Below are 23323 nucleotides of genomic sequence, written 5' to 3'. Positions count from 1 at the left end.
TACAGGAGCCTAAAATGGCATTCGGTAAAAAGTTCGACAAAAACAAAGCCAAGCTGAAAGAAAAGCGCAAACAGCAGAACCCGCTGTTCAAGCGTAAGAAGTTCTGCCGCTTCACCGCCGCTGGCGTTGAGCAGGTCGACTACAAAGACGTCGACACCCTGAAAGATTTCATCCAGGAAAACGGCAAGATCATGCCGGCACGCCTGACCGGCACGAAGGCGCACTACCAGCGTCAAGTGGATACCGCGATCAAGCGCGCGCGCTACCTGGCCCTGCTGCCGTACACCGATCTGCACCACGCCTAATCGGCAGCAGTACAGATAGAACTGGAGAACATTATGCAAATCATTCTGCTGGAAAAAGTTATCAACGTCGGCAACCTGGGCGACGTGGTGAAGGTCAAGGACGGCTACGCACGTAACTTCCTGATCCCGCAAAAACTGGCACGCCGCGCCACCACGGCCGCCGTGGCCGAGTTTGAAACCAAGCGCGCCGAACTGGAAAAAGCCGCCGCCGAAAAGCTGGCTGCCGCACAAGGCCAGGGCGAAAAGCTGAACGGCATGACCGTGACCGTGTCGCAGAAGGCCGGCGTCGATGGCCGCCTGTTCGGCTCCGTCACCAACTTCGACATCGCCGAAGCCCTGTCGAAGGCCGGTTTCCCGGTCGAGAAAGCTGCCGTGCGCCTGCCGAACGGCCCGCTGAAGACCACCGGCGAGCACCCGGTGTCGGTTTCCCTGCACACGGACGTGGTGGTCGATGTGACCGTCGCCGTCGTGGGCGAAACCGCCTGATTGCCGGGATTCTTTCCTCGGTAAGACAGTCGTACAATTAAAAAAGCCGGGTTCGCCCGGCTTTTTTATTGCCGGCGCCGGTGCCGCGAGGCCCTGCATGCAGCCCGCGCAGCAGCGCCGAAGCGGCACCCGAAGCATGCGTCCGCAACACGCTGTTTCCGCTGCCGCATGAAGCGCGACAAGCCTGACATTTGGCTGCTATAACAGAGCTGCGAGGGTGTCATCAAGCTGTCACAAAGCTGCCGGCAGGGCAGCGATCTTGCCAACCATTATGAACTTTGGCCTGCTTATGCAGGTATAATGCGCGCCATGAATGCCCCATCCGACCCGCAAGTCGATTCCCTCCGTATCCCGCCCCATTCCATCGAAGCCGAACAATCGGTGATCGGCGGTTTGTTGCGCGATAACGCCGCATGGGACCGCATCGCCGACTTCATGCACGCGGAGGATTTCTACCGTTACGACCACCGGATCATCTTCGAACAGATGATCCGCCTGATCAATGGCGGCAAACCGGCCGACGTGATCACCGTGTTCGAAGCGCTGACGATGCTGGGCAAGGCCGATGAAGTGGGCGGCCTGCAGTACCTGAATGCGATGGCGCAAAACACGCCATCGGCGGCGAACATCCGCCGATATGCCGAGATCGTGCGCGACCGCGGCGTGCTGCGCAAGCTGATCACCGTGGCCGACGAAATCTCCGGCAATGCGTTCAGCCCGCAGGGCAAGGAAGTCAAGCAGATGCTCGACGAAGCGGAGTCGAAGATCTTCGCGATCGCCGAGCAGGGCTCGCGCGGCTCGTCCGGCTGGACCGCGGTGCAGCCGCTGCTCACCCAGGTGGTCGAGCGCATCGACGAACTGTACAGCCGCGACAGCGGCAGCGAGATCACCGGCGTGCCGACCGGCTTTGCCGACCTGGACAAAATGACGTCCGGCCTGCAGCCCGGCGACCTGGTCATCGTGGCCGGCCGTCCATCGATGGGCAAGACGGCATTTTCCGTCAACATCGGTGAGAACGTCGCCATCGAAGCGGGCCTGCCCGTTGCCGTCTTCTCGATGGAGATGGGCGGCGCGCAGCTGGCGATGCGTATGCTGGGCTCCGTTGGCCAGCTCGACCAGCATCGCCTGCGTACCGGCAAGCTGAACGATGAAGACTGGCCGCGCCTGACGCACGCGATCCAGAAAATGAATGAAGCCCAGCTGTACATCGACGAGACGCCGGCGCTGAATCCGATCGAGATGCGCGCCCGCGCGCGCCGCCTGGCGCGCCAGTGCGGCAAGCTGGGCCTCATCATCGTCGACTACCTGCAGCTGATGACGGGCTCGCAGCAAGGCGACAACCGCGCCGCCGAGATTTCCGAGATCTCGCGATCGTTGAAGGGCCTGGCGAAGGAGCTGCACTGCCCGGTGATCGCGCTGTCGCAGCTGAACCGCTCGCTGGAACAGCGGCCCAACAAGCGTCCCGTGATGTCCGACCTGCGCGAATCCGGCGCTATCGAACAGGATGCGGACGTCATCATCTTCCTGTACCGGGACGAGGTCTACAACCCCGACTCACCGGACAAGGGTACCGCCGAGATCATCATCGGCAAGCAGCGTAACGGCCCGATCGGCGCGATCCGTCTGACATGGATGGGCATGTACACCAAGTTCGGCAACTACACCGGTAATCTGTCGATCTACCAGGGCGACTGATCACCAGCACCAAGAGGGGCCGCTTAGAGCAGCGGCCCCGGCAGCACCCCCGAATCAACCAACGGAGAATAATATGTTTGGACGCCTGATGCCCACCGAGGGCAAATTCTTTGACCTGTTCAACCAGCATGCTGAACTGTGCGTCAAGGGCGCGAAAGAAATGCTGGGCCTGATGACCAATTTCGATGACCTGGAAAACCGCGTGCATGCGATCGAAAGCATCGAGAAACAGGCCGACAAGATCACCTACACCACGGTGGACCTGCTGCACAAGACGTTCATCACGCCGATCGACCGGGACGACATCCACAAGCTGATCACCAAGATGGACGACATCCTGGACATGATGGAAGACGCCGGCCAGACCGTGTCGCTGTACGACCTGCATGCCGTCACGCCGGAAGCCAAGCGCCTGGCCGAGCTGGTGCTGGCCTGCTGCGAAAAGGTGAAGGAAGCCGTGGCCCTGCTGTCGAACATGGACAATGCCCGCGACATCGTCGGCATCTGCGAGGAAATCGACCGCCTGGAATCGGACGCCGACCATGTAATGCGCGCCGCCATGTCCAAGCTGTTCCGCGACGAGCCGGACGTGCGCAACCTGATCAAGATGAAGGCGATCTACGAGATCCTGGAAACCGTGACCGACCGCTGCGAAGACGTGGCCAACATCATCGAAGGCATCATCGTCGAGAACGCGTAAGCGTCGCACGGTAAAACAACAACATGCAGACCTTAGAAATCAGCATCTACGCGCTGGGGCTCCTGATTGCCCTGGCGCTGCTCTTCGACTTCATGAACGGCTTCCACGACGCCGCGAACGCGATCGCGACGGTCGTCTCGACCGGCGTCCTGAAGCCGCAGACCGCCGTGGCGATGGCCGCGTTCTTCAACTTCGTGGCGATCTTCGTCGTCGGCCTGCACGTGGCGACGACGATCGGCAAGGGCACCATCGACCCGCACGTGGTGGACCATCACGTGATCTTCGGCGCCCTGGTGGGCGCCATCGTGTGGAACGTGATCACGTGGTACTACGGCATTCCGTCGTCGTCCTCGCACGCGCTGATCGGCGGCCTGGTAGGCGCGGCAGTCGCCAAGGCCGGTACCGGCGCACTGATCGCCAGTGGCCTGATCAAGACCGTGATCTTCATCGTCGTGGCACCGCTGCTGGGCTTCTTCCTGGGCACGCTGATCATGCTGATCGTGTCCTGGGTGTTCGTGAAGTCGACACCGCGCCGCATCGACACATGGTTCCGCCGGCTGCAGCTGGCCTCCGCGGCCGCCTACAGCCTGGGCCACGGCGGCAACGATGCGCAGAAAACCATGGGCATCATCTGGATGCTGCTGATCGCTTCGGGCCACGTCGCGGCCGACGCGACCGAGCCGCCCACCTGGGTGATCGTGTCGTGCTACGGCATGATCAGCTTCGGCACGCTGTTCGGTGGCTGGCGCATCGTCAAGACGATGGGCCAGAAGATCACCAAGCTGAAACCGGTCGGCGGCTTCTGTGCCGAAACGGGCGGCGCGATCACGCTGCTGATGGCCTCGTTCTGGGGCGTGCCCGTCTCGACCACGCACACGATCACCGGCGCGATCGTCGGCGTCGGCTCCGCGCAGCGCCTGTCGGCCGTGCGCTGGGGCGTGGCCGGCAACATCGTCTGGGCCTGGGTCTTCACGATTCCCGCTTCGGCGTTCGTGGCCGCCATCGGCTGGTGGATCGGCACCCAGATCCTGTAAGCAGGCACCGCCTGGAATCAAAGGGAGCCGCGGCTCCCTTTTTTTGTATTCGGCTAGAATCCCGTATGTCTTCCGTTCTCTCCACCCTCTCGAAGTTCAAGCCCGACAATTTCACGCTGATCCTGCTGGCCACCGTCGGCGTCGCCACGCTGCTGCCCTGTACCGGGCAGGTGGCCGTGGTGCTCGGCGATATCACGACCTTCGTGATCGGCCTGCTGTTCTTCCTGCACGGCGCCAAGCTGTCACGCGAAGCCGTTATCGCCGGCATCACGCACTGGCGCCTGCACCTGCTGGTGCTGTGCTCCACCTTCGTGCTGTTCCCCATCCTCGGCCTGGCGTTCAAGCCGATCGCCTTGCAGGTGCTGACGCCCGAACTGTATGTCGGCCTGCTGTTCCTGTGCATGCTGCCATCCACCGTGCAGTCGTCGATCGCGCTGACCGCGATGGGGCGCGGCAACGTGCCGGCCGCGGTATGCAGCGCCTCCGCGTCGAACTTCCTCGGCATCTTCATCACGCCGCTGCTGGTCTCCGCCTTCGTGGTGCAGGGCCATGTGGAACGCTCCACCGGCGACGCGGTGCTGGCCATCGTGCTGCAGCTGCTGGTGCCGTTCATCGCCGGCCAGTTGCTGCGCCCCCTGATCGGCAAGTGGATCGACCGCCACAAGCCGATGCTGAAATTCGTCGACCAGGGCTCGATCCTGCTGGTGATCTACACGGCGTTTTCGGCGGCGGTCAACGAAGGGCTGTGGCACAAGCTGTCGCCCACCGTCCTCGTCACGCTGGGCGTCGTCTGCTGCGTGCTGCTGGCAATCGTGCTGGCCGTGACGATGTATGCCAGCCGCAAGCTGGGTTTCTCCCGCGAAGACGAGGTGACGATCGTGTTCTGCGGCTCGAAGAAAAGCCTGGCCTCCGGCGTGCCGATGGCGAAAGTGCTGTTCGCCACCTCGTCGCTGGGCATGGTCATCCTGCCGATCATGCTGTTCCACCAGATCCAGCTGATGGTTTGTTCGGTGCTGGCGCAGCGCTTCGCGCAGCGGCCACCGGACTGACATTTCCTTTTTCTCAAATTCGGGATATATTCCCGGATATGGGAAATCACGACCGATTCGAAACCAAGCTGGTGGCCCGGCTGGCCCTGCTGCGCGAAGAGCGCGGCTGGTCGCTGGAAGAACTGGCGCAGCGCGCCGGCATCAGCCGCGCCACGCTGTCGCGCCTGGAGCGGGGCGAGAGCAGCCCGACGGCGGCGCTGCTGGGCAAGCTGTGCGCGGCTTACGGCTTGCCGATGTCGCGCCTGATCGCAGCGGTCGAGGAGGGCGCCGTGCAACTGGTCCGCTCGGCCGACCAGGCGGTATGGACCGACCCCGCCAGCGGTTTCACCCGGCGCATGGTATCGCCGCCGGCGCGCGGACTGCGCGGCGAACTGGTCGAAGGCCGCCTGCCAGCCGGCGCCCTGATCGACTACCCGCAGCCGCCCCAGCCTGGCCTGGAACAGCACATCTGGATGATCGACGGCCTGCTCGACTATACGCTCGACGGCGTCACGTACCGGCTGGAGCCGGGCGACTGCCTGCGCTTCCGCCTGTACGGCGCGACGCGCTTTTCCTGCCCCGGCCCCGGCGGGGCCCATTACCTCATCGCCATCTGCGAACCATGAGTGAATTATGACGACGATCGCCGAACTCACGGGGGACGGCGTGCGCGCCGTTGCCGACGACCTTGCCGACGTGCTGCATGCCTGCGTGGCGCACGGTGCCAGCGTCGGCTTCCTGCCACCGTTCACGGCGGCCGACGCGCGCCGCTTCTGGCTCGACGTGGCCGCCCAGGTCGATAGCGGTGCCCGCACCCTGTTCGTCGCCCGCGACGGCGCAGGCGCCGTTTGCGGCACCGTGCAGCTGGCGCTGGCCACGCCGGCGAACGGCGCCCACCGAGCCGAAGTGAACAAGATGCTGGTGCACCCGCGCAGCCGCCGCCTGGGCCTGGGCCGGCGGCTGCTGCAGGCGGCCGAGGCACGCGCTCGCGCGCTGGGCCGCACGCTGCTGGTGCTCGACACATGGGTCGGAAGCGGCGCCCAGCAACTGTATGCCGGCCTGGGTTACCGCACCGCCGGCGACATCCCGCACTACGCCATCCTGTCCGGGACGACGCTCGGCGCCACCCGCGTCATGTACAAGGTGCTCGGCCCCGCCATCGACGTGGCCATCGCCGATCCTGCCTCGGCCGACGCGCTGGCGCTGATGCATGAGCTCTCCGGCATCCTGCGCGGCATTACCGGCGACGACGGCAGCGCATCGTTCGATGCCGCGGCCTGCACGGTGTTCGCGATCGCCCGCGACGGCGCGGGCAGGGCGGTCGGCTGCGGCGCGCTGCGCCCGCTCGGCGGCGGCTTCGCCGACATCGCGGAAGTCAAGCGGATGTATGCACGGCCCGGCAGCGGCGCCGGCGCGGCCATGCTAGCGTTCCTGGAGTCCCGCGCCGCCGCCCTGGGCTACCGCGGCCTGTGGCTGGAAACGCGCAAGGTCAACGCGCGCGCGGTGCGCTTCTACGACGGGCAGGGCTACCTGCGCATCCCGAACTTCGGCAGGTACGTGGGCAACGATGCCGCCGTGTGCTTCGGCAAGCGGCTGTAGGCGGCGGCCCCGCAGCGCGGCGGCAGATCGGCGAACTGCGCTCAGCGGCGCAGCATCACCAGCGCCTGCACCACTTCCAGCGAGCGCCAGGCCATCGCGAAGCCGAGCGCCACGAACGCGATGCCGGCCACCGCCGCATAGGAACCGCCCATCAGGGAGGCCAGCCACAGCGCTGCGGTGACGACGAAGATCGTCACCAGCAGGCGGGTGGCCCAGCCTTCGTGGCCTTCGTGGCCGGTGCTGAGATTGCGGTGGGCGTAGGCCGCGAACACCTTGGCACGGCGGCGCCCGACCACCAGCATCTGCTGGCCCTCGGCGATCACCAGCGGTGTCGACGAGACGATCTTCACCAGTTGCCCGTCCAGCCGGAATACCGCGGCGTGGATCGTGCTGGTGCCGGTCTTGGGGTTGTACGACACGCTTTTTCCGCGACGCAGTTCGGTCACGGTACCTTTCAGTTTCTCCATGTATCCTTCCTACCTTGCGCAGGCCGCGCGCACCATGCCGATGTCGGTGATGCCGGCCAGTACCTTGTCGATGCCGTCCATCTTCAGCGTGCGCATGCCGTCCTCCAGTGCCGCCGCCACCAGCCGATCAGGCGCGGAACGCCGGACCAGGAGCCGGGCGGTGCGCCGGCCCATCGTCATCAGTTCGAACAGCCCGGCGCGTCCCCGGTAGCCGCCGCGGCACTCGGCGCAGCCAACCGCGCGGTACAGGGTGAAGCGCCCTGCGACATCGGCATGGCGCTCGCGCCAGCCGGCCAGCACCTGCTCGCGCACAGGATCGGCATGGTTCGCGGCATGATTTGCGGCACTGTTGGCGGCATGGTTGGCGGTAATGTAGGCGGCAACACGGCCGGCATCGCCGGCGTCGTCGCCGGCGTCATCGCTGGCGTCATCGTCATCCGGCTGCAGCTCGGCGCAGTATTCCGTCAGCAGCAGTTCCAGTTCCGCCGCGCCGGGGTGATACGGCTGGCGGCACGCCGTGCACAGTTTCCGGGCCAGCCGCTGCGCCAGCACGGCGGCCAGCGCGGTGGCGGCGCCGAACGGATCGGCTGCCATGTCGAGCAGGCGCAGCGCCGCGTCCGCCGCGCTGCGCGCGGGCAGGGCCGCCAGCACCAGCCGGCCCGTCAGCGCCGCTTCGATGGCCAGGCCGGCGGCGGCGCGGTCGCACGGCGCGTCGATCATGATCGTGTCCGTATCGGCCCGCCTGAACGCTTCCAGCGCGGCGCCGAGCTCCAGCGCCGCCGCGCCGCCGGCATGCACCTGGCGCAGGCCGGGCTGGGCCAGCGTCACCGGATCTTCGGCGGTGCAGATCTTGCGGTCCGGGCGATTCAGGCACCCCAGCAGCGCATGCAGCGTCGTGCTCTTGCCGGCGTCGGCGGGGCCGCACACGAGCAGCAGGCCGCGCGCCTCGTCCAGCACGCGGCGCAGGCGGGCCAGGTCGTCCGGAGCCATGCCCAGCCGGGCCAGCGGCACTGGTGCGCTGGCCGCGGCGATGCGCAGCACCAAGTCCATGCCGGCATTTGTCGGGATCGCGGCCGCGTGCAGCACCGCGTCCGGCAGGCCATGCGCGCCGCCGCGCAGCGTGCCATGTCCCAGCTTCCCATGGTCCAATTTTCCAGCCAGTTTGCCATCTTCCGGTTTGCTATCGGGCAGCGCGCCCGCCGCCGCGCTGCCCAGGGCGCCGCGCGCCGCCAACCATCGCACCAGCGCTTCGGCGCGCGCGGGCGGCAGGCTGGCGTAGGGCACCAGCGCGCCATCCCGGCGCAGCCGTATCGTGCTGCCGGCCTGGCCCGCGGCTTCGATGTGGATCGCGGCGGCGCCCAGGCGGTGCGCATCGGTCACGATCCGTGCGAGCAGCCGGGCCGCATCGTCGCCGGCCGGCGCGGGCACGACCGCGCGCGTGGCGACCGGTTCGCCCACCGCCGGCGCTTCCGGCGCGTGGCCGGGAAGGGCGGGGAACAGCGGCCGCAGCGCCTCGGCCAGCTGCTCCGCGCCTGCCAGCATGTGGGCCGTGAACGGCAGTCCGTCATGCGCGTTGACCAGCTGGATCACGCCAAGCAGCGCCGGCGACGATCGCGCCGCTGGTCCCGGGGCCAGCACGGGCACGGCCAGTACCTGGCGGGTGCGGTAGCCGGTGCGCTGGTCCACGCCGCGCGGAAAGCGCAGCCCGGGCGCGATGCGCGCCAGTTCGGCATCGTCGTAGGCATCGGCGATATTGACTGCCCGGCGCGCCAGCGCCACGTGGCCGACAATGCTGTGCGGCGCGATCGCCACCTTCACGTCGCGCCATGCGCCCGGCGTGGTCCGGGCTTTCGACACCAGGTAGTCGCCTTCGGCATCCACGGCATACAGCGTGAAACGGTCGCAGCCGAACAGCCCCGTCACCGCCCCGGCGGCATCGAGCATGGCCTGGTCCAGGCTGCCGGCTTCGCGCAGGCCCGCGGCCACCGCGGCCAGTGCCTGCAGGAACGGCATGTGCGTGTCGTGCTCGGCCAGCGTGTTCATCCCAGGTCGACTTCCAGGCCTTCGTATGCCAGGAAGACCTCCAGGCCGCCGGGCAGCGGCGCATGGCGCGCCATCACCTCGGCAAACACGGCTTCCAGCTCGTCGTCGCTGCGGGTCGGTTCGTGGTGGGTGCAGTAGAGGCGCCTGGCACCCGTGCGCACGGCCATCGCCAGCGCGCTGTCGAAGGTGCCGTGGCCCCAGCCGATCTTTGCCGGATATTCCTCGCGCGTGTACGAGCAGTCGACGATCAGCGCATCCACGCCGCGCGCCAGGTCGTCGATCGCGCCGGTGCGCTGCGCCACGTGCCGCGCGAACGCGGCGTGTTCCGGCTGGTCTTCGCGGTACAGATTGAACAGGGGTTCGTGGTCGCCGGTAAAGAACACCGACTTGCCATTGCAGTCGACCCGGTAGCCCAGGTCCGTCACCGGATGGCTCATCACCACGTTGCGCACCACGGCATCGCCCACCGGCAGCGCCTCGCCGACGGCCAGCGTGCGGTACTCGATGGCCGCGTCCATCTGCGCCTCGCCAACGGGAAAGTAGCTGTTCTGCAGCTGCACGCCCATGACGTGCTCGATACCGTTGCCGGTGTCCGGGTCGGTGACGCCGTGCAGGCGCACGCGGCTGCCATTGACGAACAGCGGCGTAAAGAACGGCAGGCCATGGATGTGGTCCCAGTGGCTGTGCGTGATGAAGATGTTGGCCTCGATCGGCCGGCGCGGCGACGCCACCAGCGACTGGGCAAGGCAGAACAGGCCGGTACCGCCGTCGAGCACGATCAGGGTGTCGTCGTCGCTGCGGATTTCGATGCACGTGGTGTTGCCGCCATAGCGCACCGTGCGCGGCCCCGGCGAGGGGATCGAACCGCGCACCCCCCAGAATTTGAATTTCATCCGTATTCTTCCCTGTGTGTCCCGGTCAGTGGCACCGACGGATCCCATCGGATGATAGCGTTTTTTTTCCGGTTTCTGGCGGGTTTCGGCAACGCTGCGGATTTCCCGTTGGCAAAACTACACATTTGCCATGTACACTAGCCAGGCCCTGCCTTTACACTGCGCGCCCGATGTTCCAGCCTTCCCGATGCCAACCCCGCAAGCCATGCGATGACGATGAAGCCCCGTGCTGACCGGCTGCTGCGCGCCGTGCGCCGCCACAGCGCGCGCTGGCTGCTCGGCCTGCTGCTGACGGTGGGCGCCGCGCTGCAGGCGGCCGGCTGGCTGCACCTCGACGCGGTGGCGCGGATGGATACCTTCGTTGCCGGCCTGCGCATGCGCATCGAGCCGGCCGTCCTCGATCCGCGCATCGTCATCGTCGACATCGACGACCGCAGCCTGACCGAGGTGGGGCGCTTCCCGTGGAGCCGCGACGTGATGGCGAAGCTCGTCACGCAGCTGACCCGGCACTATGGCGTGGCGGCGGTCGGCTTCGACATCGCGTTTCCGGAACCCGACAACAGTTCCGGCTACGGCGTACTGCAAGGGCTGGCGCAGCGCGAGCTGCAGGGCGTGCCCGGCCTTGCGGCGCAGCTCGCGCGGCTGCGGCCCCGGCTCGACTACGACGGCCTGCTGGCGGCCGCGCTGGCCGGCCAGCCGGTGGTGCTGGGCTATGCCACGGCAAGCACCCAGGCCAAGGGCACGCTGCCGCGGCCCGCGTTCACCGAGGAAGCGCTGAACGGGCGCACGCTGAACGCCTACCGCGCGCCCGGCTACGAAGCGAACATCGCCCGGCTGCAGGCGGCGGCGCGCGGCGCAGGCATCTACTCGGTGATGCCGGATGCCGATGGCGTGGTGCGCCAGGCGCCGCTGCTGCAGAAGATCGGCACCGGCTATTACCCGGCGCTGTCGCTGGCCACCGTGGCCGCGGCGCTCGATGCGCGCGCCATCGCGCCGCTGTGGGAGGGTACCGTCGATACCCTGTCCGACGCCGCGCGCGCCGCCGGCGGCCTCGATGCGATCGCGCTGTTCCACCCGCAGGGCAGCATCCGCATCCCGGTCGGCGAAGGCCTGGCGACCACCGTGCAGTTCCGCGGCCGCGGCGGCCCGCGCGGCGGCGCCTTCCGCTACGTATCCGCGGCCGACGTGCTGCGGGGAGCCGTGCCGGCCGAGGTGCTGGAGGGCGTGATCGTGCTGGTGGGCACCACGGCGGCCGGCCTGAACGACCTGCGCGCCACGCCCGTCTCGGCCGTGTATCCCGGTGTCGAAGTGCATGCGAACCTGGTCCGCTCGATCCTCGACGGCAGCTTCAAGGCGCGCCCCGACTATGCGCCGGCCGCCGAACTGCTGCAGGTGCTGGTACTGGGCGTGGTGCTGTCGTTCGCGCTGGCCGTGCTGGCGCCGGCGCCGTCGATCGTGCTGGCGCTGGGCGCCGCGCTGGCCGCCGGCTGGCTCAATTTCCACCTGTACGCCGCCCGCGACGCGGTGCTCGACGTGTCGATGGCGCTGCTGCTGATCCTCGCACTGTTCATCCTGAACCTCGCCTGGGGCTACTTCTTCGAAGTGCGGCGCGGACGTGCGCTGGTGTCGCGCTTCGGCGAATACGTGGCGCCGGAACTGGTGGCGGAGATGGCCGAGAATCCGCAGCGCTACGGCATGGAGGGCGAAAGCCGCGAACTGACCGTGATGTTCGTGGATGTGCGCGGCTTCACCACGATTTCCGAAAGCCTGGCGCCGCAGGTGCTGCGCGAATACATCAACCGCTACCTGACGGCGATGTCGGCCGACATCCGCGACAGCCACCGCGGCACGCTCGACAAGTACATCGGCGATGCGGTGATGGCGTTCTGGGGTGCCCCGGTGGCGTTCGCGGACCATGCGCGCCGCGGCGTGGCGACGGCGCTCGAGATGCAGGCCACGGCCGCGCGGCTGAACGAGGAATTCATCGCTCGCGGCTGGCCGCCGCTGGCAATCGGCATCGGCATCAACAGCGGCATCATGCACGTCGGCGACATGGGCTCGTCGATCCGCCGCGCGTACACGGTGATGGGCGACGCGGTCAACCTGGGCGCGCGGCTGGAAGGCATCACCAAGGTGTATGGCGTGGGCATCTGCGCCGGCGCCGCAACGCGCGCCGCCGCGCCGCAGTTCGCCTGGCGCGAACTGGACCTGGTGCGCGTGAAAGGCAGGCACGAGCCGGTGGCCATCCACGAACCGGTGGCGCCGGCCGGCCAGGTCGACGCCGCCCTCCAGGCCGAGCTGGACGACTGGCACGCGGCGCTGGCGCTGGTGCGCGCGCAGTGCTGGGACGAAGCCGATGCCCGGCTGCAGCGCCTGCGCGCGCAATGCCCGGAACGCGCGCTGTACGCGCTGTACGCCGGCCGCGTTGCGCACTACCGGCTGCATCCGCCGGGCCCTGGATGGGACGGGGTCACCACGTTCGACAGCAAGTAGCGTGCTATCCCGACGCTGCTGGAAAAGCTTGCAGAATTAACTTCAATGCATCGATCAACGGTTAAGTTGTGTCATTTACGATGATTCTCCGACAAATTCCATATTGAAATTGATATTTCTTTAAATAAATGCAGGATAATGCGCGATCCCGTCCCATCCGGAATCACGCACACCATGAATCACCGCTCCGCGCGCCTCCTGGCAGGCGCGATTCTTGTCACCGCCGCGGCGGGTGCCGGGGCCGCCATGCAGGCGGCCGACCCGGCGCCGATCCGCTTCGAGATCAACCGCTTCGACATCACCGGCAATACCCTGCTGCCGGCCGCCGTGGTGGAGCGGGCGGTGGCCCCCCACGCCGGCAAGGAGCGCGATTTCGGCGACGTGCAGCGCGCGCTCGAAGCGCTGGAAGCGGCCTACCAGCAGGCCGGCTACAGCGTGGTGACGGTAGAATTGCCGGAGCAGGAACTCGACCGCGGCGTCGTGCAGCTGCGCGTGGTGCAGGCGAAGGTCGGCCGCGTCACCGTGAAGAACAACCGCTACTTCGACGAAGCCAACATCCGCCGCAGCCTGCCCGGCCTGCAGGGCGGGCAGACGCCGAACATCGCCGCCATCTCGACCAGCCTGAAGCTGGCCAACGAAAATCCGGGCAAGAAGACCACGCTGAAGCTGCAGGGCGGCGCGGCGGGCGACGAGGTGGACGCGGTGCTGGAAGTGGCCGACGAGCAGCCGTGGACGGTCATGGCCAACATCGACAATACCGGCAGCAGCCAGACGGGCAAGACCCACGCCGGTTTCGTCCTGCAGCATGCCAACCTGTTCCACCGCGACCATGTGCTGTCGCTGCAGTACACCACCACCGTCGAGAACCCGGGACGCGTCAAGGTCTACGGCATCGGCTACCACGTGCCGCTCTACGGGCTGGGCGATTCGCTCGATTTCTTCGGCAGCTATTCGAATATCGATTCGGGCAACGTGACGGCCGGCGTGTTCGACCTGGCCGTCAGCGGCAAGGGCGCGGTGTATGGTGCCCGCTATACGCACAACCTGGCCAGGCGCGGCCGCTACGATGCGAAGCTGGTGTTCGGCGTCGACTACAAGGCCTTCAAGAACAGCATCGTGCTGCTGGGGCAGGAACTGGGCAACGACGTCACCGTGCGCCCGCTCAGCGCCACGTACCAGGGCACGTGGACGCTGCCGGACAGTGAACTGGCCGGCTCGGCGGCGCTGGTGCGCAACGTGCCCGGCGGCTCGCGCGGCAGCCAGGAGGATTTCACGCGCGCCCGCATGCACGCCACGGATGGCTACACGCTGCTGCGCCTGTCCGGCAGCTACAGCCGGCTGCTGCCGGAGGGCTGGCAGGCGCGCGCCATCGTCAACGCCCAGCTGACCGGCGATGCGCTGGTGCCGGGCGAGCAGTACGGCGCCGGCGGCGTGGCCTCGGTGCGCGGCTTCGCCGAGCGCGAGATCGCCAACGACGCGGGCGCCGGCGGAAACCTGGAACTGTATACGCCGAATTTTTGCGGCAAGCTGGCATGGCAATGCCGCGCGCTGGCCTTCTACGATACCGCTTACGTCACGCGCAAGCATGCGCTGGCCGGCGAGCTGCAGAGCACCACGATCGCCAGCGCCGGCCTGGGCCTGCGCGTGCTGCTGTCCGGCCACGTCAACCTGCAGCTCGATTACGGCCACGTGCTGCGCGGCGGTGCCACCGGCCGCGACGACGCGAACCGCCTGCACGTGCGGCTCGGCCTTTCCTACTGACGCAGCCAGCAATCACGGTCCAGGAATTACAGCTCATGAATCACACGACATCCCGCGCGCCATTGCGGCGCAAGCTGCTGGCGGCCACCATCGCCGCCTGCTTTGCCGCCGCCAATCACGCTGCGCATGCCAATCCCACGTTGCCCCAGGTGGTGGCCGGCCAGGCCGTGTTCAGCCAGAACGGCAATGTGTACTCGATCACCAACGCGCCGAATACCATCATCAACTGGCAGAGTTTCTCGATCGGCCGCGACGAGATCACCCGCTTCCTCCAGCAAAGCGCCGACAGCCGGGTGCTGAACCGCATTACCGGGCAAGACCCCAGCGCCATCCTTGGCGCGCTGCAGTCGAACGGCAAGGTCTACCTGGTCAACCCGAACGGCGTGCTGTTCGGCCAGGATGCGCGGATCGACGTCAACGGCCTGGTGGCGTCTTCGCTGACCCTGTCGAACGTGAACTTCCTGGCCGGCAAGGACGTCTTCGGCGGCAATGGCGGCAATGGCGGCAGCGGCGGCAGTGTGGTGAACCAGGGGGCCATCACCACGCCGCAGGGCGGGCGGGTGCTGCTGGTCGCGCCGAACGTGGAAAACACCGGCATCATCGACGCGCCGAACGGCGACGTGCTGCTGGCCGCCGGCCGCAGCGTGCAGCTGGTGGATTCGAGCGACCCGTCGGTGCATGTGGTGGTATCGGCGCCGGAAGACCGGGCACTGAACCTGGGCAGTATCGTGGCATCGGGCGGCCGCGTCGGCATCTATGGCGCGCTGCTGAGCCAGCGCGGCACCATCAACGCCGACAGCGCGGTGGTCGGCGCCAATGGCCGGATCGTGCTGAAGGCAGGCGGCACCGTGCTGCTCGAAGCGGGCAGCGTGACCAGCGCGAAAAACACCCGGGGCGCCGGCGGCGAGGTGAGCATCCTCGGCGCGCAGGTGGGCTTGACGGGCAACGCGAAGGTCGACGCCGGCGCCACGGTGCTGGTCTCGGCCGCGGCAGGCGGGCAGGTCGCCATCGACGAAGGCGCCACCGTGCGCGCCAGCGGCGATGCGGCATCCATGCCGCTGGTGTCGTTCGTGGCAGACGACGTGCGCCTGGACGGCAAGGTGGACACGGGCGGCAACGGCTTCGTGTCCTTCACCACGGCCAGCGCCGGCCGCGGCATCGCGCTGGGCGCCGCCGATCCGTCGAAGCTGGCGCTGACGCAGGCCGAACTGGCCAACGTGGATGCCTGGGAAATCAATGTCGGCAACAGCGCCCATGCCGGGGGCATTGCCGTCGTCGATGCCGTCACGCTGGAAAACACCGCGCTGTTCCTCGAATCGCAGGGCGATATCGCGGTCGGTGCGGCGGTACGCAGCGGCAGCACGCTGTACGTCGCGAACACCGCCGCAACGGGCCGGATCGTGCTGGGCGCCGGTGCCGCGCTAGCCGGCCAGCACGTGATCCTGCGCTCGGACGGCGTGGCGATCGACGCCGCCGCCGGGATCGGTGCCGGCCGGGTCGCCATCGACACCTATTCCGACGCCGCCGCGATCACGCTCGGCGACGGCGCCGCCTACCTGGATGCGGGCGAACTGAAGACCGTGCAGGCCGGCGAACTGGCGATCGGCACGCGCGACGGCTACCGCGGCGTGGTCACCGTGGCCGGCGCGCTGGACCTGTCCGCCACGCCCATCGCCGGCGGCATGGTGACGCTGCAGGGCGGCAGCGTGGCCGTGAACGGTGCGCTGCGCGTCCAGGACGGCCTGGCGCTGAAGGCCACCGAAGGCGCGGTGACGCAGTCCGCCGCGATCCGCGCGGGCACGCTGGTGGCGTCCGGCACCAGCATCGTGCTGGCGCATGCCGGCAACGACGTCGGCCGGCTGGCCGCGGCCGCCGCCGATGGCGACGTTGCCTTCCGTACCGGCGGCGCGCTGCGCATCGTGAACGCGGGCGGGATCGCCGGCGTGCAGGCATCGGGCGGCGCGCTGCTCGATGCCGCCGGCGCCATCACGCAGAGCGACGACGCGCCGGTCGACGTGAATGGCCTGACGCTGAAGTCGGGCGGCGCCGTCGACCTGTATCACCGGGATAACCGGGTCGTCCGGCTGGTGGCCGATGGCATGGGTTCCCTGAACTTCGTCAACGGCGGCGGCATGGAGCTGGCATCGGCCAGCGTGGCCGGGACCGATGGCGCAGGGCATATCGCCGTGCAGGCCAACGGCATGCTGGCAGTCGGCAAGGTCGACGCACAAGGCGGCGGCGTGCTGCTGTCCGGCGCCGTGGTCGACGTCGCGGCCGGCGCCAGCGTGCGCGGCGGCAACGTCACGCTGGAAAGCCTGGAAGGCGGCATCCATGTTGCCGGGGGCGCGGCGATCGCCGGAACCAATGTGGCGTTCCGCACCGCGCAGCTGGCGCTGGACGGCAGCGTGACCGCCGTGAAGGATGCCGGCGGCGACGGCGGCCAGGTGGCCTTCTTCGTGCCGGGCCATGCCGATGCGTTCATCGGCGGCGCAGGCGAGGGCGAAGGCTACGGGCTGTACGTTTCCAACGCCGAGCTGGGCAGGATCACCGCCAATACGGTGTACTTCGACGCGGCCGGCGAATCGGGCTACGGTGGCGCGCTGACGATCGAGGGCCTGAGCCTGCCCGGCGATCACATCGCGCAACTGATCGCCGCGGCGTCCGACACCGTCACGCTGCGCGGCACGAACACGGTCGCCTCCGCCGCGCTGTCTTTGCAGGCGGGAACGATCGTCAGCGAAGGCCTGCTGAAGGCGCGCGACGTGACGCTGACGACGGTACGCCCCGCATCCGAAGCACCCAGCGTGGCCGCCATGGCCGCCCTCGATACGGTCCGCGGCGGCGACATCCACATCGAAGGCCTGCTGACGGCCGACACCGTGGCGCTGAACGCCGCCGGCGACGCGACGCAGGCCGGCGCCATCACGGCGCGCGAGCTGTCCGTCACCGCCGCCAACGTGCGCCTGGACGATGCCGCCAACCGCGTGGACAACCTGGCCGCGATGTCCGCGGGCACCGTCGCCTTCCGCAACGACGGCGACCTGGCCGTCGCGCGGCTGGGCGGCATCGACGGCATCCGCGGTACCGCCATCACTCTCGGCGTGGCAGGCTCGCTGGCGTCGGGCGGCGGCACCGGCGCTGGCACGATCCGCGCTGATTCGCTCGCCGTCACCGCTGGCGGCAGCGTCGGCACGGCCGCGGCGCCGCTGCTGACGGCGGTCGGACTGCTGGACGTCGAAAGCACCGCCACCAGCGGCATTGCGCCGATCGCCATCGCCAACAACAGCGCCGGCTTCGCCAACGCGCTGACCGTGCACCGGCTCAAGCTCGCACTGGGCAACGGCGGCTCGATCACGCTGCACAACCACGGCGCCACGACGGTCGACGCGGCCGGGCTGGTGCAGTCCGACAGCGGCGCCATCGCGATCACCGCGCAAAGTCCCCTGACGGTCGACGGTACCGTGCTGTCGGAAAGCGGCGACATTTCCCTCGAAGCAGGCCGCAGTGGCTCGTCCGCCGACCGGCTTGTGCTGGGCGCCACCGCCCGCGTGACGTCGAGGACCGGCAATATCCGCCTGGCGGCTGGCGATGCGATCACGATCGCAGCGGGCGCCATCCTGCAGACGCAAGGGACGATCGCGCAGCAGGACAACACCAATACCGCGCCACCACCGCCGCCGCCGCCACCGCCACCGCCACCGCCGCCACCGCCACCGCCGCCACCGCCACCGCCAACGCCGCCAACGCCGCCACCGCCGCCGCCGCCACCGCCGCCGCCGCCGCCGCCACCGCCGCCACCGCCGCCACCGCCGCCGCCACCGCCGCCGCCACCGCCGCCACCGCCGCCGCCACCGCCGCCACCGCCGCCACCACCGCCGCCGGCACCGGAACCGGCACCGGTACCGGTATCGGTGGATCAGTGCAGGTTGACGCCGGCGCTGGCGGGCTGCCAGGTCATCGCGCCGCCGACGGCTGCCGAGCCGGTAAAGCCCGTGCAGCAGGCCTTGAACCAGGTCATCACCACGGTTTCCCGTCACCCTGCGGAAAGCGATGCGCCATCCGCTCCTGCGGACCAGGACGGCGGCGGGCCGGCACGCAAAGACGACGAGAAAGATATCGGCGGGGGTAACGCCGCCGCGCAAAGGGAATCGAAACATGACAAACCACTGGTCAAGAATTTCTGTAACTGAGACCGCGATCGGGGCCGCGGCGGGTGGCGGACACCCGGGGACGCCGGTGGGGCTGTTCCTGCCGCTACCGCGCTGGTGTGACTGGCGGCTGTGCTTGCGGCTCTGTTTGCTGCCGTGCCTGCTGCTGACTCTGCTGCTGGGCTGCGCCCGGCTGGCATGGGCGGCGCCGGTGGCGGGCGTCGTGGTCCAGCTGTCCGGACCGCTGCTGGCGAAAAAGGCCAATGGCGCGGTCAAGATCCTCGCGCTGAAATCCGAGGTCGAGAACGGCGACACGCTGGTTACCGAGAAGAACACCTATGCGATGGTGAAATTCATCGACAGCAGCGAAATCACGCTGCGGCCGGGCTCCACGATGACGATCGAGAATTTCAGCTTTGCCGGCGACCGGCCGGACGGCGACGCGGCGAAGTTCAACCTCGTCAAGGGCGGGCTGCGCTCGGTCACGGGCCTGCTGGGCAAGCGCAGCAAGGAGAAGTTCGAGATGAAGACGCCGGCCGCCACGATCGGCATCCGCGGCACCACATTCCTCGTTGAGTATGTGCCGCAGCCGCCGGGCGGGCCGGCCGGTGCGCCGCCTGCCGCCGGGCCATCCGGCGCGCGGCAGCCCGGCCTGTACGTTCAGGTGCTGGACGGCATGATCTTCATCGCCAACGGTGCCGGCAGCGCCAGCTTCAATGCCGGCCAGTTCGGCTATGTGCCAAGCCTGGCTCAGCCGCCGAGCCAGCTGCCGTCCAATCCGGGCATGCAGTTCACGCCGCCGCCCGTCTTCGACAGGTCGACCGGGCCCGCCGGCAGTGGCGCCGGCAGCGCACAGTCGCAGGGCGTCGACTGCGAAGTGCGCTGATCCCGGCGAGGCAACTGAAATGCCTTGACCTTCCCATCATGGGATACTTGATGCTGGCGACATCATGGCAGCAGGAGTATCCCGATGAGCAATCAGCTTTCCCACGACGTCCGCATTGGCGGCATGAGTTGCGCGGCCTGCGTGGGCCGTGTCGAAAAGGCGCTGGCCGCCGTGCCCGGCGTGCGCAGCGCCAGCGTCAACCTGGCCACGGAGACCGCCCGGGTCGAAACGGATGCGCCGCTGCCGTTCGACACGCTGCGCGCGGCGGTCGAACAGGCCGGCTACGAAGCGGGGCCGGCGGCCGCCCCGGCTGGCGGCGATCCTGCGGCCGAGGGTGATTCTCCTGATTCCCGCGTTTTCATCCACCGCTGGCTGCGCGGCGCCAACGAAGGCTTGCCGGTACTGCTGGCGGCACTGCTGTCGGTACCGCTGGTCTTGCCGATGCTGCTTGCCCCGCTGGGCATCGGCTGGACGGCGGCGCCCTGGCTGCAATGGCTGCTGGCGACGCCGGTGCAATTCGTGTTCGGCGCGCGCTTCTACCGCGCCGGCTGGAATGCGGCGCGGGCCGGCGCCGGCAACATGGATCTGCTGGTGGCCATCGGTACCAGCGCCGCCTATGGGCTGTCGGTGTATCTGCTGCTGGCCGGCCATGCCGGGCACCTGTATTTCGAGGCCTCGTCGGTCGTCATCACGCTGGTCCTGCTGGGCAAGTGGCTGGAGGCGCGCGCCAAGCGCCAGGCCACGTCGGCGATCCGCGCCTTGCGCACGCTGCGGCCGGAGACCGCGCGTGTGCGCCGCAACGGCGCCGATAGTGACGTGCCGGCCGCCACGGTGCGCCCCGGCGACCTCGTGGTGGTGCGGCCCGGCGAACGGATCGCCATCGATGGCGAGGTGGTGGAAGGTGCCAGCGATGTCGACGAAGCGCTGGTCACCGGCGAAAGCCTGCCGGTGCCGCGCCAGGCGGGCGACCGCGTGACCGGCGGCGCGATCAACGGCGCAGGCCTGCTGCTGGTGCGCACCACGGCAACCGGCGCCGAAAGCACGCTCGAGCGCATCATCCGGCTGGTCGAGGATGCCCAGGCGGCCAAGGCCCCGGTGCAGCACCTGGTGGACCGGGTCAGCGCCGTGTTCGTGCCCGTCGTGCTGGCGATCGCCGCGCTGACGCTGGCCGGCTGGTGGTTCGCCAGCGGCGACCTGGAAATGGCGACGATCAACGCGGTGACGGTGCTGGTGATCGCCTGCCCGTGCGCGCTGGGCCTGGCCACGCCGGCGGCGATCATGGCCGGCACCGGCGTGGCGGCGCGCCACGGCATCCTGATCAAGGATGCCCAGGCGCTGGAAACGGCGCACGGCATCACCGCCGTGGTATTCGACAAGACCGGCACGCTGACGCAGGGGCGACCGGTGCTTGCCGCCCTGCGGGCGCACGGCATCGCGGAGCAGGAACTGCTGGCGCTGGCCGCCGCGGTGCAGCGCGGCAGCGAGCACTCGCTGGCGCGCGCCGTGCTCGATGCGGCGCACGGGCGCGGTCTGGACGGTCCGGCGCTGCCGGCGGCCCGGGCGGTGACGGCGCTGCCGGGGCGCGGCCTGGCGGCGAACGTCGGCGGGCGCGACCTGGTGCTGGGCAGCACCCGGCTGATGGCGGAACGCCATGTCGACCTGGCGCCGCTGCAGGCCGAGGCATATGCGCTGGAACAGTCCGGCCATACCGTGTCGTGGCTGGCCGATGGCGGCGCGCGCCGCCTGCTGGGGCTGATCGCGTTCACCGATCCGCCGAAAGCCACGGCGCAGGCCGCGGTGGCGCGGCTGCATGCGCAGGGCATCGCCACCGCGATGCTGACCGGCGACAACGCCGGCAGCGCGCAGGCCGTGGCGGCGGCGCTCGGCATCGGCAGCACCGCCGCCAACCTGCTGCCGGCCGACAAGACCGCGCACATCGCCGGTCTGAAGGCGCAGGGCGCCCGCGTGGCGATGGTGGGCGACGGCATCAACGACGCGCCGGCGCTGGCGGCGGCGGACGTGGGCATCGCGATGTCCACCGGCACCGACGTGGCGATGCAGGCGGCCGGCATCACGCTGATGCGCGGCGACCCGGCGCTGGTGGCCGATGCACTCGACATCTCGCGCCGCACGTTCGCCAAGATCCGCCAGAACCTGTTCTGGGCCTTCGTCTACAACCTGGCCGGCATCCCGCTGGCGGCGCTGGGCATGCTGAACCCGGTGATGGCGGGGGCCGCGATGGCGCTGTCGTCGGTCAGCGTGATCGCCAACGCGCTGCTGCTCAATGGCTGGAAACCGCGGAACCCGCAACCGCACAAGGAGAGCGCATGAATATCGGCCAGGCCGCCGCCGCCTCGGGCGTCACGGCGAAAATGATCCGCTACTACGAAAGCATCGGCCTGGTGCCGGCCGCGCCGCGTACCGACAGCGGCTACCGGGTCTACGGCGACAGGGAGCTCCACACGCTGCGCTTCATCCGCCGCGCGCGCAAGCTGGGGTTCTCGCTGGAACGCATCGCCGGGCTGCTGTCGCTGTGGCAGGATGGCGGCCGCGCCAGCGCCGACGTGAAACGCATTGCGCTGGACCACGTGGCTGAACTGGAAGAGCGCATACGTGAACTGACCGAAATGCGCGACACGATCGCCACGCTGGCCGCCTGCTGCCATGGCGACGAGCGGCCCGATTGCCCGATCCTGCGGGGCATCGCCACCGGTACCGGATAATCGCGGTCAGCCTTGCGCCGCGCTCTTCACGGCCGGGCTAGAATCGCCGCCAACCCGTCAAAGGAGGCGCTGTGGAACCTTATACCCTGTATTACTGGCCCACGATCCAGGGCCGTGGCGAGTTCGTGCGGCTGGCACTGGAGGAAGCGGGCGTGCCGTATCGGGACGTCGGGCGCGGCGCGAAAGGCATGCCGCAGGTGTCGGCGTCGCTCGATTTCCGCAGCGAGCCGCTGGCCGCGTTCGCGCCGCCGGTGCTGCGCGCCGGCGAACTGCTGATCGGGCAGACCGCGAACATCCTGCTGTTCCTCGGTGCCCGCCACGGCCTGGCGCCGCGCAGCGAGAAGGGGCGGCTGTGGTGCAATCAGCTGCAGCTGACGATCGCCGACATCGTGGCCGAGGCGCACGATTCGCATCATCCCGTCTCGGTGAACAGTTATTACGAGGACCAGAAAAAGGAAGCGCGGGCGCGTTCAAGGGATTTTCGCGCGGAGAGGATTCCGAAATTCCTCGGCTATTTCGAGAAGGTGCTGGCCGCCAATCCGGGCCGGGGCAATTTCGCCGTCGGCGCGCGGCTGACTTACGTGGACCTGTCGCTGTTCCAGCTGGTCGAAGGCCTGCGCTACGCGTTCCCGAAAACGATGGCGCAGCTGGAGCCGCAGTGGCCGAAGCTGGCGGCCTTGTGCGAAGCGGTGAGGCAGCGGCCGAACATCGCCGCCTACCTGGCGTCGAAGCGGCGGATCGCCTTCAACGAGGAAGGCATCTTCCGCCGCTATCCGGAGCTGGAGAAGTAGCGGCGGCAGGGGCGATGGCGCTTCAGCGGGCGCCGGTGACCGGGTAGCCGGCATCGGCGATCGCCGCCTTCACCGCGTCCAGCGGGGCGCCGGACTGCACTTTCACCGCCTTGCCGGCCAGGTCGACGTCGACCTGGGCGTTGCCGTCGACCGCCTTGACGGCTTTCGTGACGGCTGCGACGCAATGGCCGCAGCTCATGTTTTCAACTTGCAGTTCGTACATGTGATCCTCCTCGATTGACGATGGGCGTACTGTAACCCTTGCCACGGT

The 23323-nt window shown here is 68.6% G+C and carries 19 protein-coding genes; 15 read left to right on the top strand and 4 right to left on the bottom strand.

Annotation, left to right across the window (positions count from 1 at the left end; translation table 11 throughout):
- Positions 1 to 14 precede the first annotated feature (14 nt).
- From rpsR to ACY34H_RS26715, 8 genes are all read left to right on the top strand, one after another.
- Entirely contained in the window at positions 15 to 305 is a 291-nt protein-coding gene (gene rpsR, locus ACY34H_RS26750) for a 30S ribosomal protein S18 (RefSeq protein ID WP_107143310.1), read from the top strand.
- Positions 306 to 338: 33 nt separating this feature from the next.
- Entirely contained in the window at positions 339 to 791 is a 453-nt protein-coding gene (rplI, locus tag ACY34H_RS26745) for a 50S ribosomal protein L9 (RefSeq protein WP_464980468.1), read from the top strand.
- Positions 792 to 1100: 309 nt separating this feature from the next.
- Positions 1101 to 2486, top strand: coding sequence for a replicative DNA helicase (locus tag ACY34H_RS26740; RefSeq protein WP_464980467.1), 1386 nt, complete (start codon positions 1101 to 1103; stop codon positions 2484 to 2486).
- 73 nt (positions 2487 to 2559) lie between these two features.
- Positions 2560 to 3186 (top strand): DUF47 domain-containing protein, encoded by a 627-nt coding sequence (locus ACY34H_RS26735; RefSeq protein WP_131144494.1) that lies wholly within the window; start codon positions 2560 to 2562, stop codon positions 3184 to 3186.
- A gap of 23 nt (positions 3187 to 3209) precedes the next feature.
- The gene (locus tag ACY34H_RS26730; protein ID WP_464980466.1) at positions 3210 to 4220 is read left to right on the top strand and encodes an anion permease; all 1011 of its coding nucleotides are present in this window, start codon (positions 3210 to 3212) and stop codon (positions 4218 to 4220) included.
- Between the two features lie 65 nt (positions 4221 to 4285).
- Complete coding sequence (locus ACY34H_RS26725) at positions 4286 to 5269, top strand: bile acid:sodium symporter family protein (RefSeq protein WP_464980465.1); 984 nt, start codon at positions 4286 to 4288, stop codon at positions 5267 to 5269.
- Between the two features lie 38 nt (positions 5270 to 5307).
- The gene (locus tag ACY34H_RS26720; protein ID WP_464980464.1) at positions 5308 to 5874 is read left to right on the top strand and encodes a helix-turn-helix domain-containing protein; all 567 of its coding nucleotides are present in this window, start codon (positions 5308 to 5310) and stop codon (positions 5872 to 5874) included.
- Positions 5875 to 5881: 7 nt separating this feature from the next.
- Entirely contained in the window at positions 5882 to 6847 is a 966-nt protein-coding gene (locus ACY34H_RS26715; protein WP_464980463.1) for a GNAT family N-acetyltransferase, read from the top strand.
- A gap of 41 nt (positions 6848 to 6888) precedes the next feature.
- On the opposite strand, the gene ACY34H_RS26710 is transcribed toward ACY34H_RS26715, so the two are convergent.
- The 3 genes from ACY34H_RS26710 to ACY34H_RS26700 are packed head-to-tail and all read right to left on the bottom strand — an operon-like array spanning position 6889 to position 10250.
- Positions 6889 to 7314: a hypothetical protein gene (locus ACY34H_RS26710; RefSeq protein ID WP_464980462.1), complete on the bottom strand. Its 426-nt coding sequence runs from the start codon at positions 7312 to 7314 to the stop codon at positions 6889 to 6891.
- Positions 7315 to 7323: 9 nt separating this feature from the next.
- Positions 7324 to 9357 (bottom strand): GspE/PulE family protein, encoded by a 2034-nt coding sequence (locus ACY34H_RS26705; RefSeq protein WP_464980461.1) that lies wholly within the window; start codon positions 9355 to 9357, stop codon positions 7324 to 7326.
- Positions 9354 to 10250, bottom strand: coding sequence for an MBL fold metallo-hydrolase (locus ACY34H_RS26700; RefSeq protein WP_464980460.1), 897 nt, complete (start codon positions 10248 to 10250; stop codon positions 9354 to 9356). Before ACY34H_RS26700 ends, ACY34H_RS26705 begins: the two co-directional genes overlap by 4 nt.
- Positions 10251 to 10466: 216 nt before the next feature.
- Between ACY34H_RS26700 and ACY34H_RS26695 the strand changes: the two genes are divergently transcribed.
- The 7 genes from ACY34H_RS26695 (at position 10467) to ACY34H_RS26665 (ending at position 23052) form a co-directional block, all read left to right on the top strand.
- Positions 10467 to 12743 (top strand): CHASE2 domain-containing protein, encoded by a 2277-nt coding sequence (locus ACY34H_RS26695; RefSeq protein WP_464980459.1) that lies wholly within the window; start codon positions 10467 to 10469, stop codon positions 12741 to 12743.
- A 174-nt stretch (positions 12744 to 12917) separates the two neighbouring features.
- Positions 12918 to 14504 (top strand): ShlB/FhaC/HecB family hemolysin secretion/activation protein, encoded by a 1587-nt coding sequence (locus ACY34H_RS26690; protein ID WP_464980458.1) that lies wholly within the window; start codon positions 12918 to 12920, stop codon positions 14502 to 14504.
- Positions 14505 to 14539: 35 nt separating this feature from the next.
- The gene (locus ACY34H_RS26685) at positions 14540 to 18694 is read left to right on the top strand and encodes a two-partner secretion domain-containing protein (protein ID WP_464980457.1); all 4155 of its coding nucleotides are present in this window, start codon (positions 14540 to 14542) and stop codon (positions 18692 to 18694) included.
- A gap of 94 nt (positions 18695 to 18788) precedes the next feature.
- Positions 18789 to 19538 (top strand): FecR family protein, encoded by a 750-nt coding sequence (locus tag ACY34H_RS26680; RefSeq protein WP_464980456.1) that lies wholly within the window; start codon positions 18789 to 18791, stop codon positions 19536 to 19538.
- Positions 19539 to 19622: 84 nt separating this feature from the next.
- On the top strand, positions 19623 to 21869 hold the full coding sequence (locus ACY34H_RS26675; protein ID WP_464980455.1) for a heavy metal translocating P-type ATPase: 2247 nt from the start codon (positions 19623 to 19625) through the stop codon (positions 21867 to 21869).
- A complete protein-coding gene (cueR, locus tag ACY34H_RS26670) occupies positions 21866 to 22261 on the top strand; it encodes a Cu(I)-responsive transcriptional regulator (protein ID WP_464980454.1) in 396 nt (131 codons plus the stop codon). Before ACY34H_RS26675 ends, cueR begins: the two co-directional genes overlap by 4 nt.
- Before the next feature lie 71 nt (positions 22262 to 22332).
- Positions 22333 to 23052 (top strand): glutathione S-transferase, encoded by a 720-nt coding sequence (locus ACY34H_RS26665; RefSeq protein WP_464980453.1) that lies wholly within the window; start codon positions 22333 to 22335, stop codon positions 23050 to 23052.
- Positions 23053 to 23074: 22 nt separating this feature from the next.
- On the opposite strand, the gene ACY34H_RS26660 is transcribed toward ACY34H_RS26665, so the two are convergent.
- Positions 23075 to 23275, bottom strand: coding sequence for a heavy-metal-associated domain-containing protein (locus tag ACY34H_RS26660; RefSeq protein ID WP_464980452.1), 201 nt, complete (start codon positions 23273 to 23275; stop codon positions 23075 to 23077).
- Between the last annotated feature and the right edge of the window lie 48 nt (positions 23276 to 23323).

It is taken from the genome of Pseudoduganella sp. jia 9 (assembly GCF_055502615.1).
Note: the sequence above shows the minus strand (reverse complement) of the source record. Positions and strands in the feature narration are given on the sequence as shown.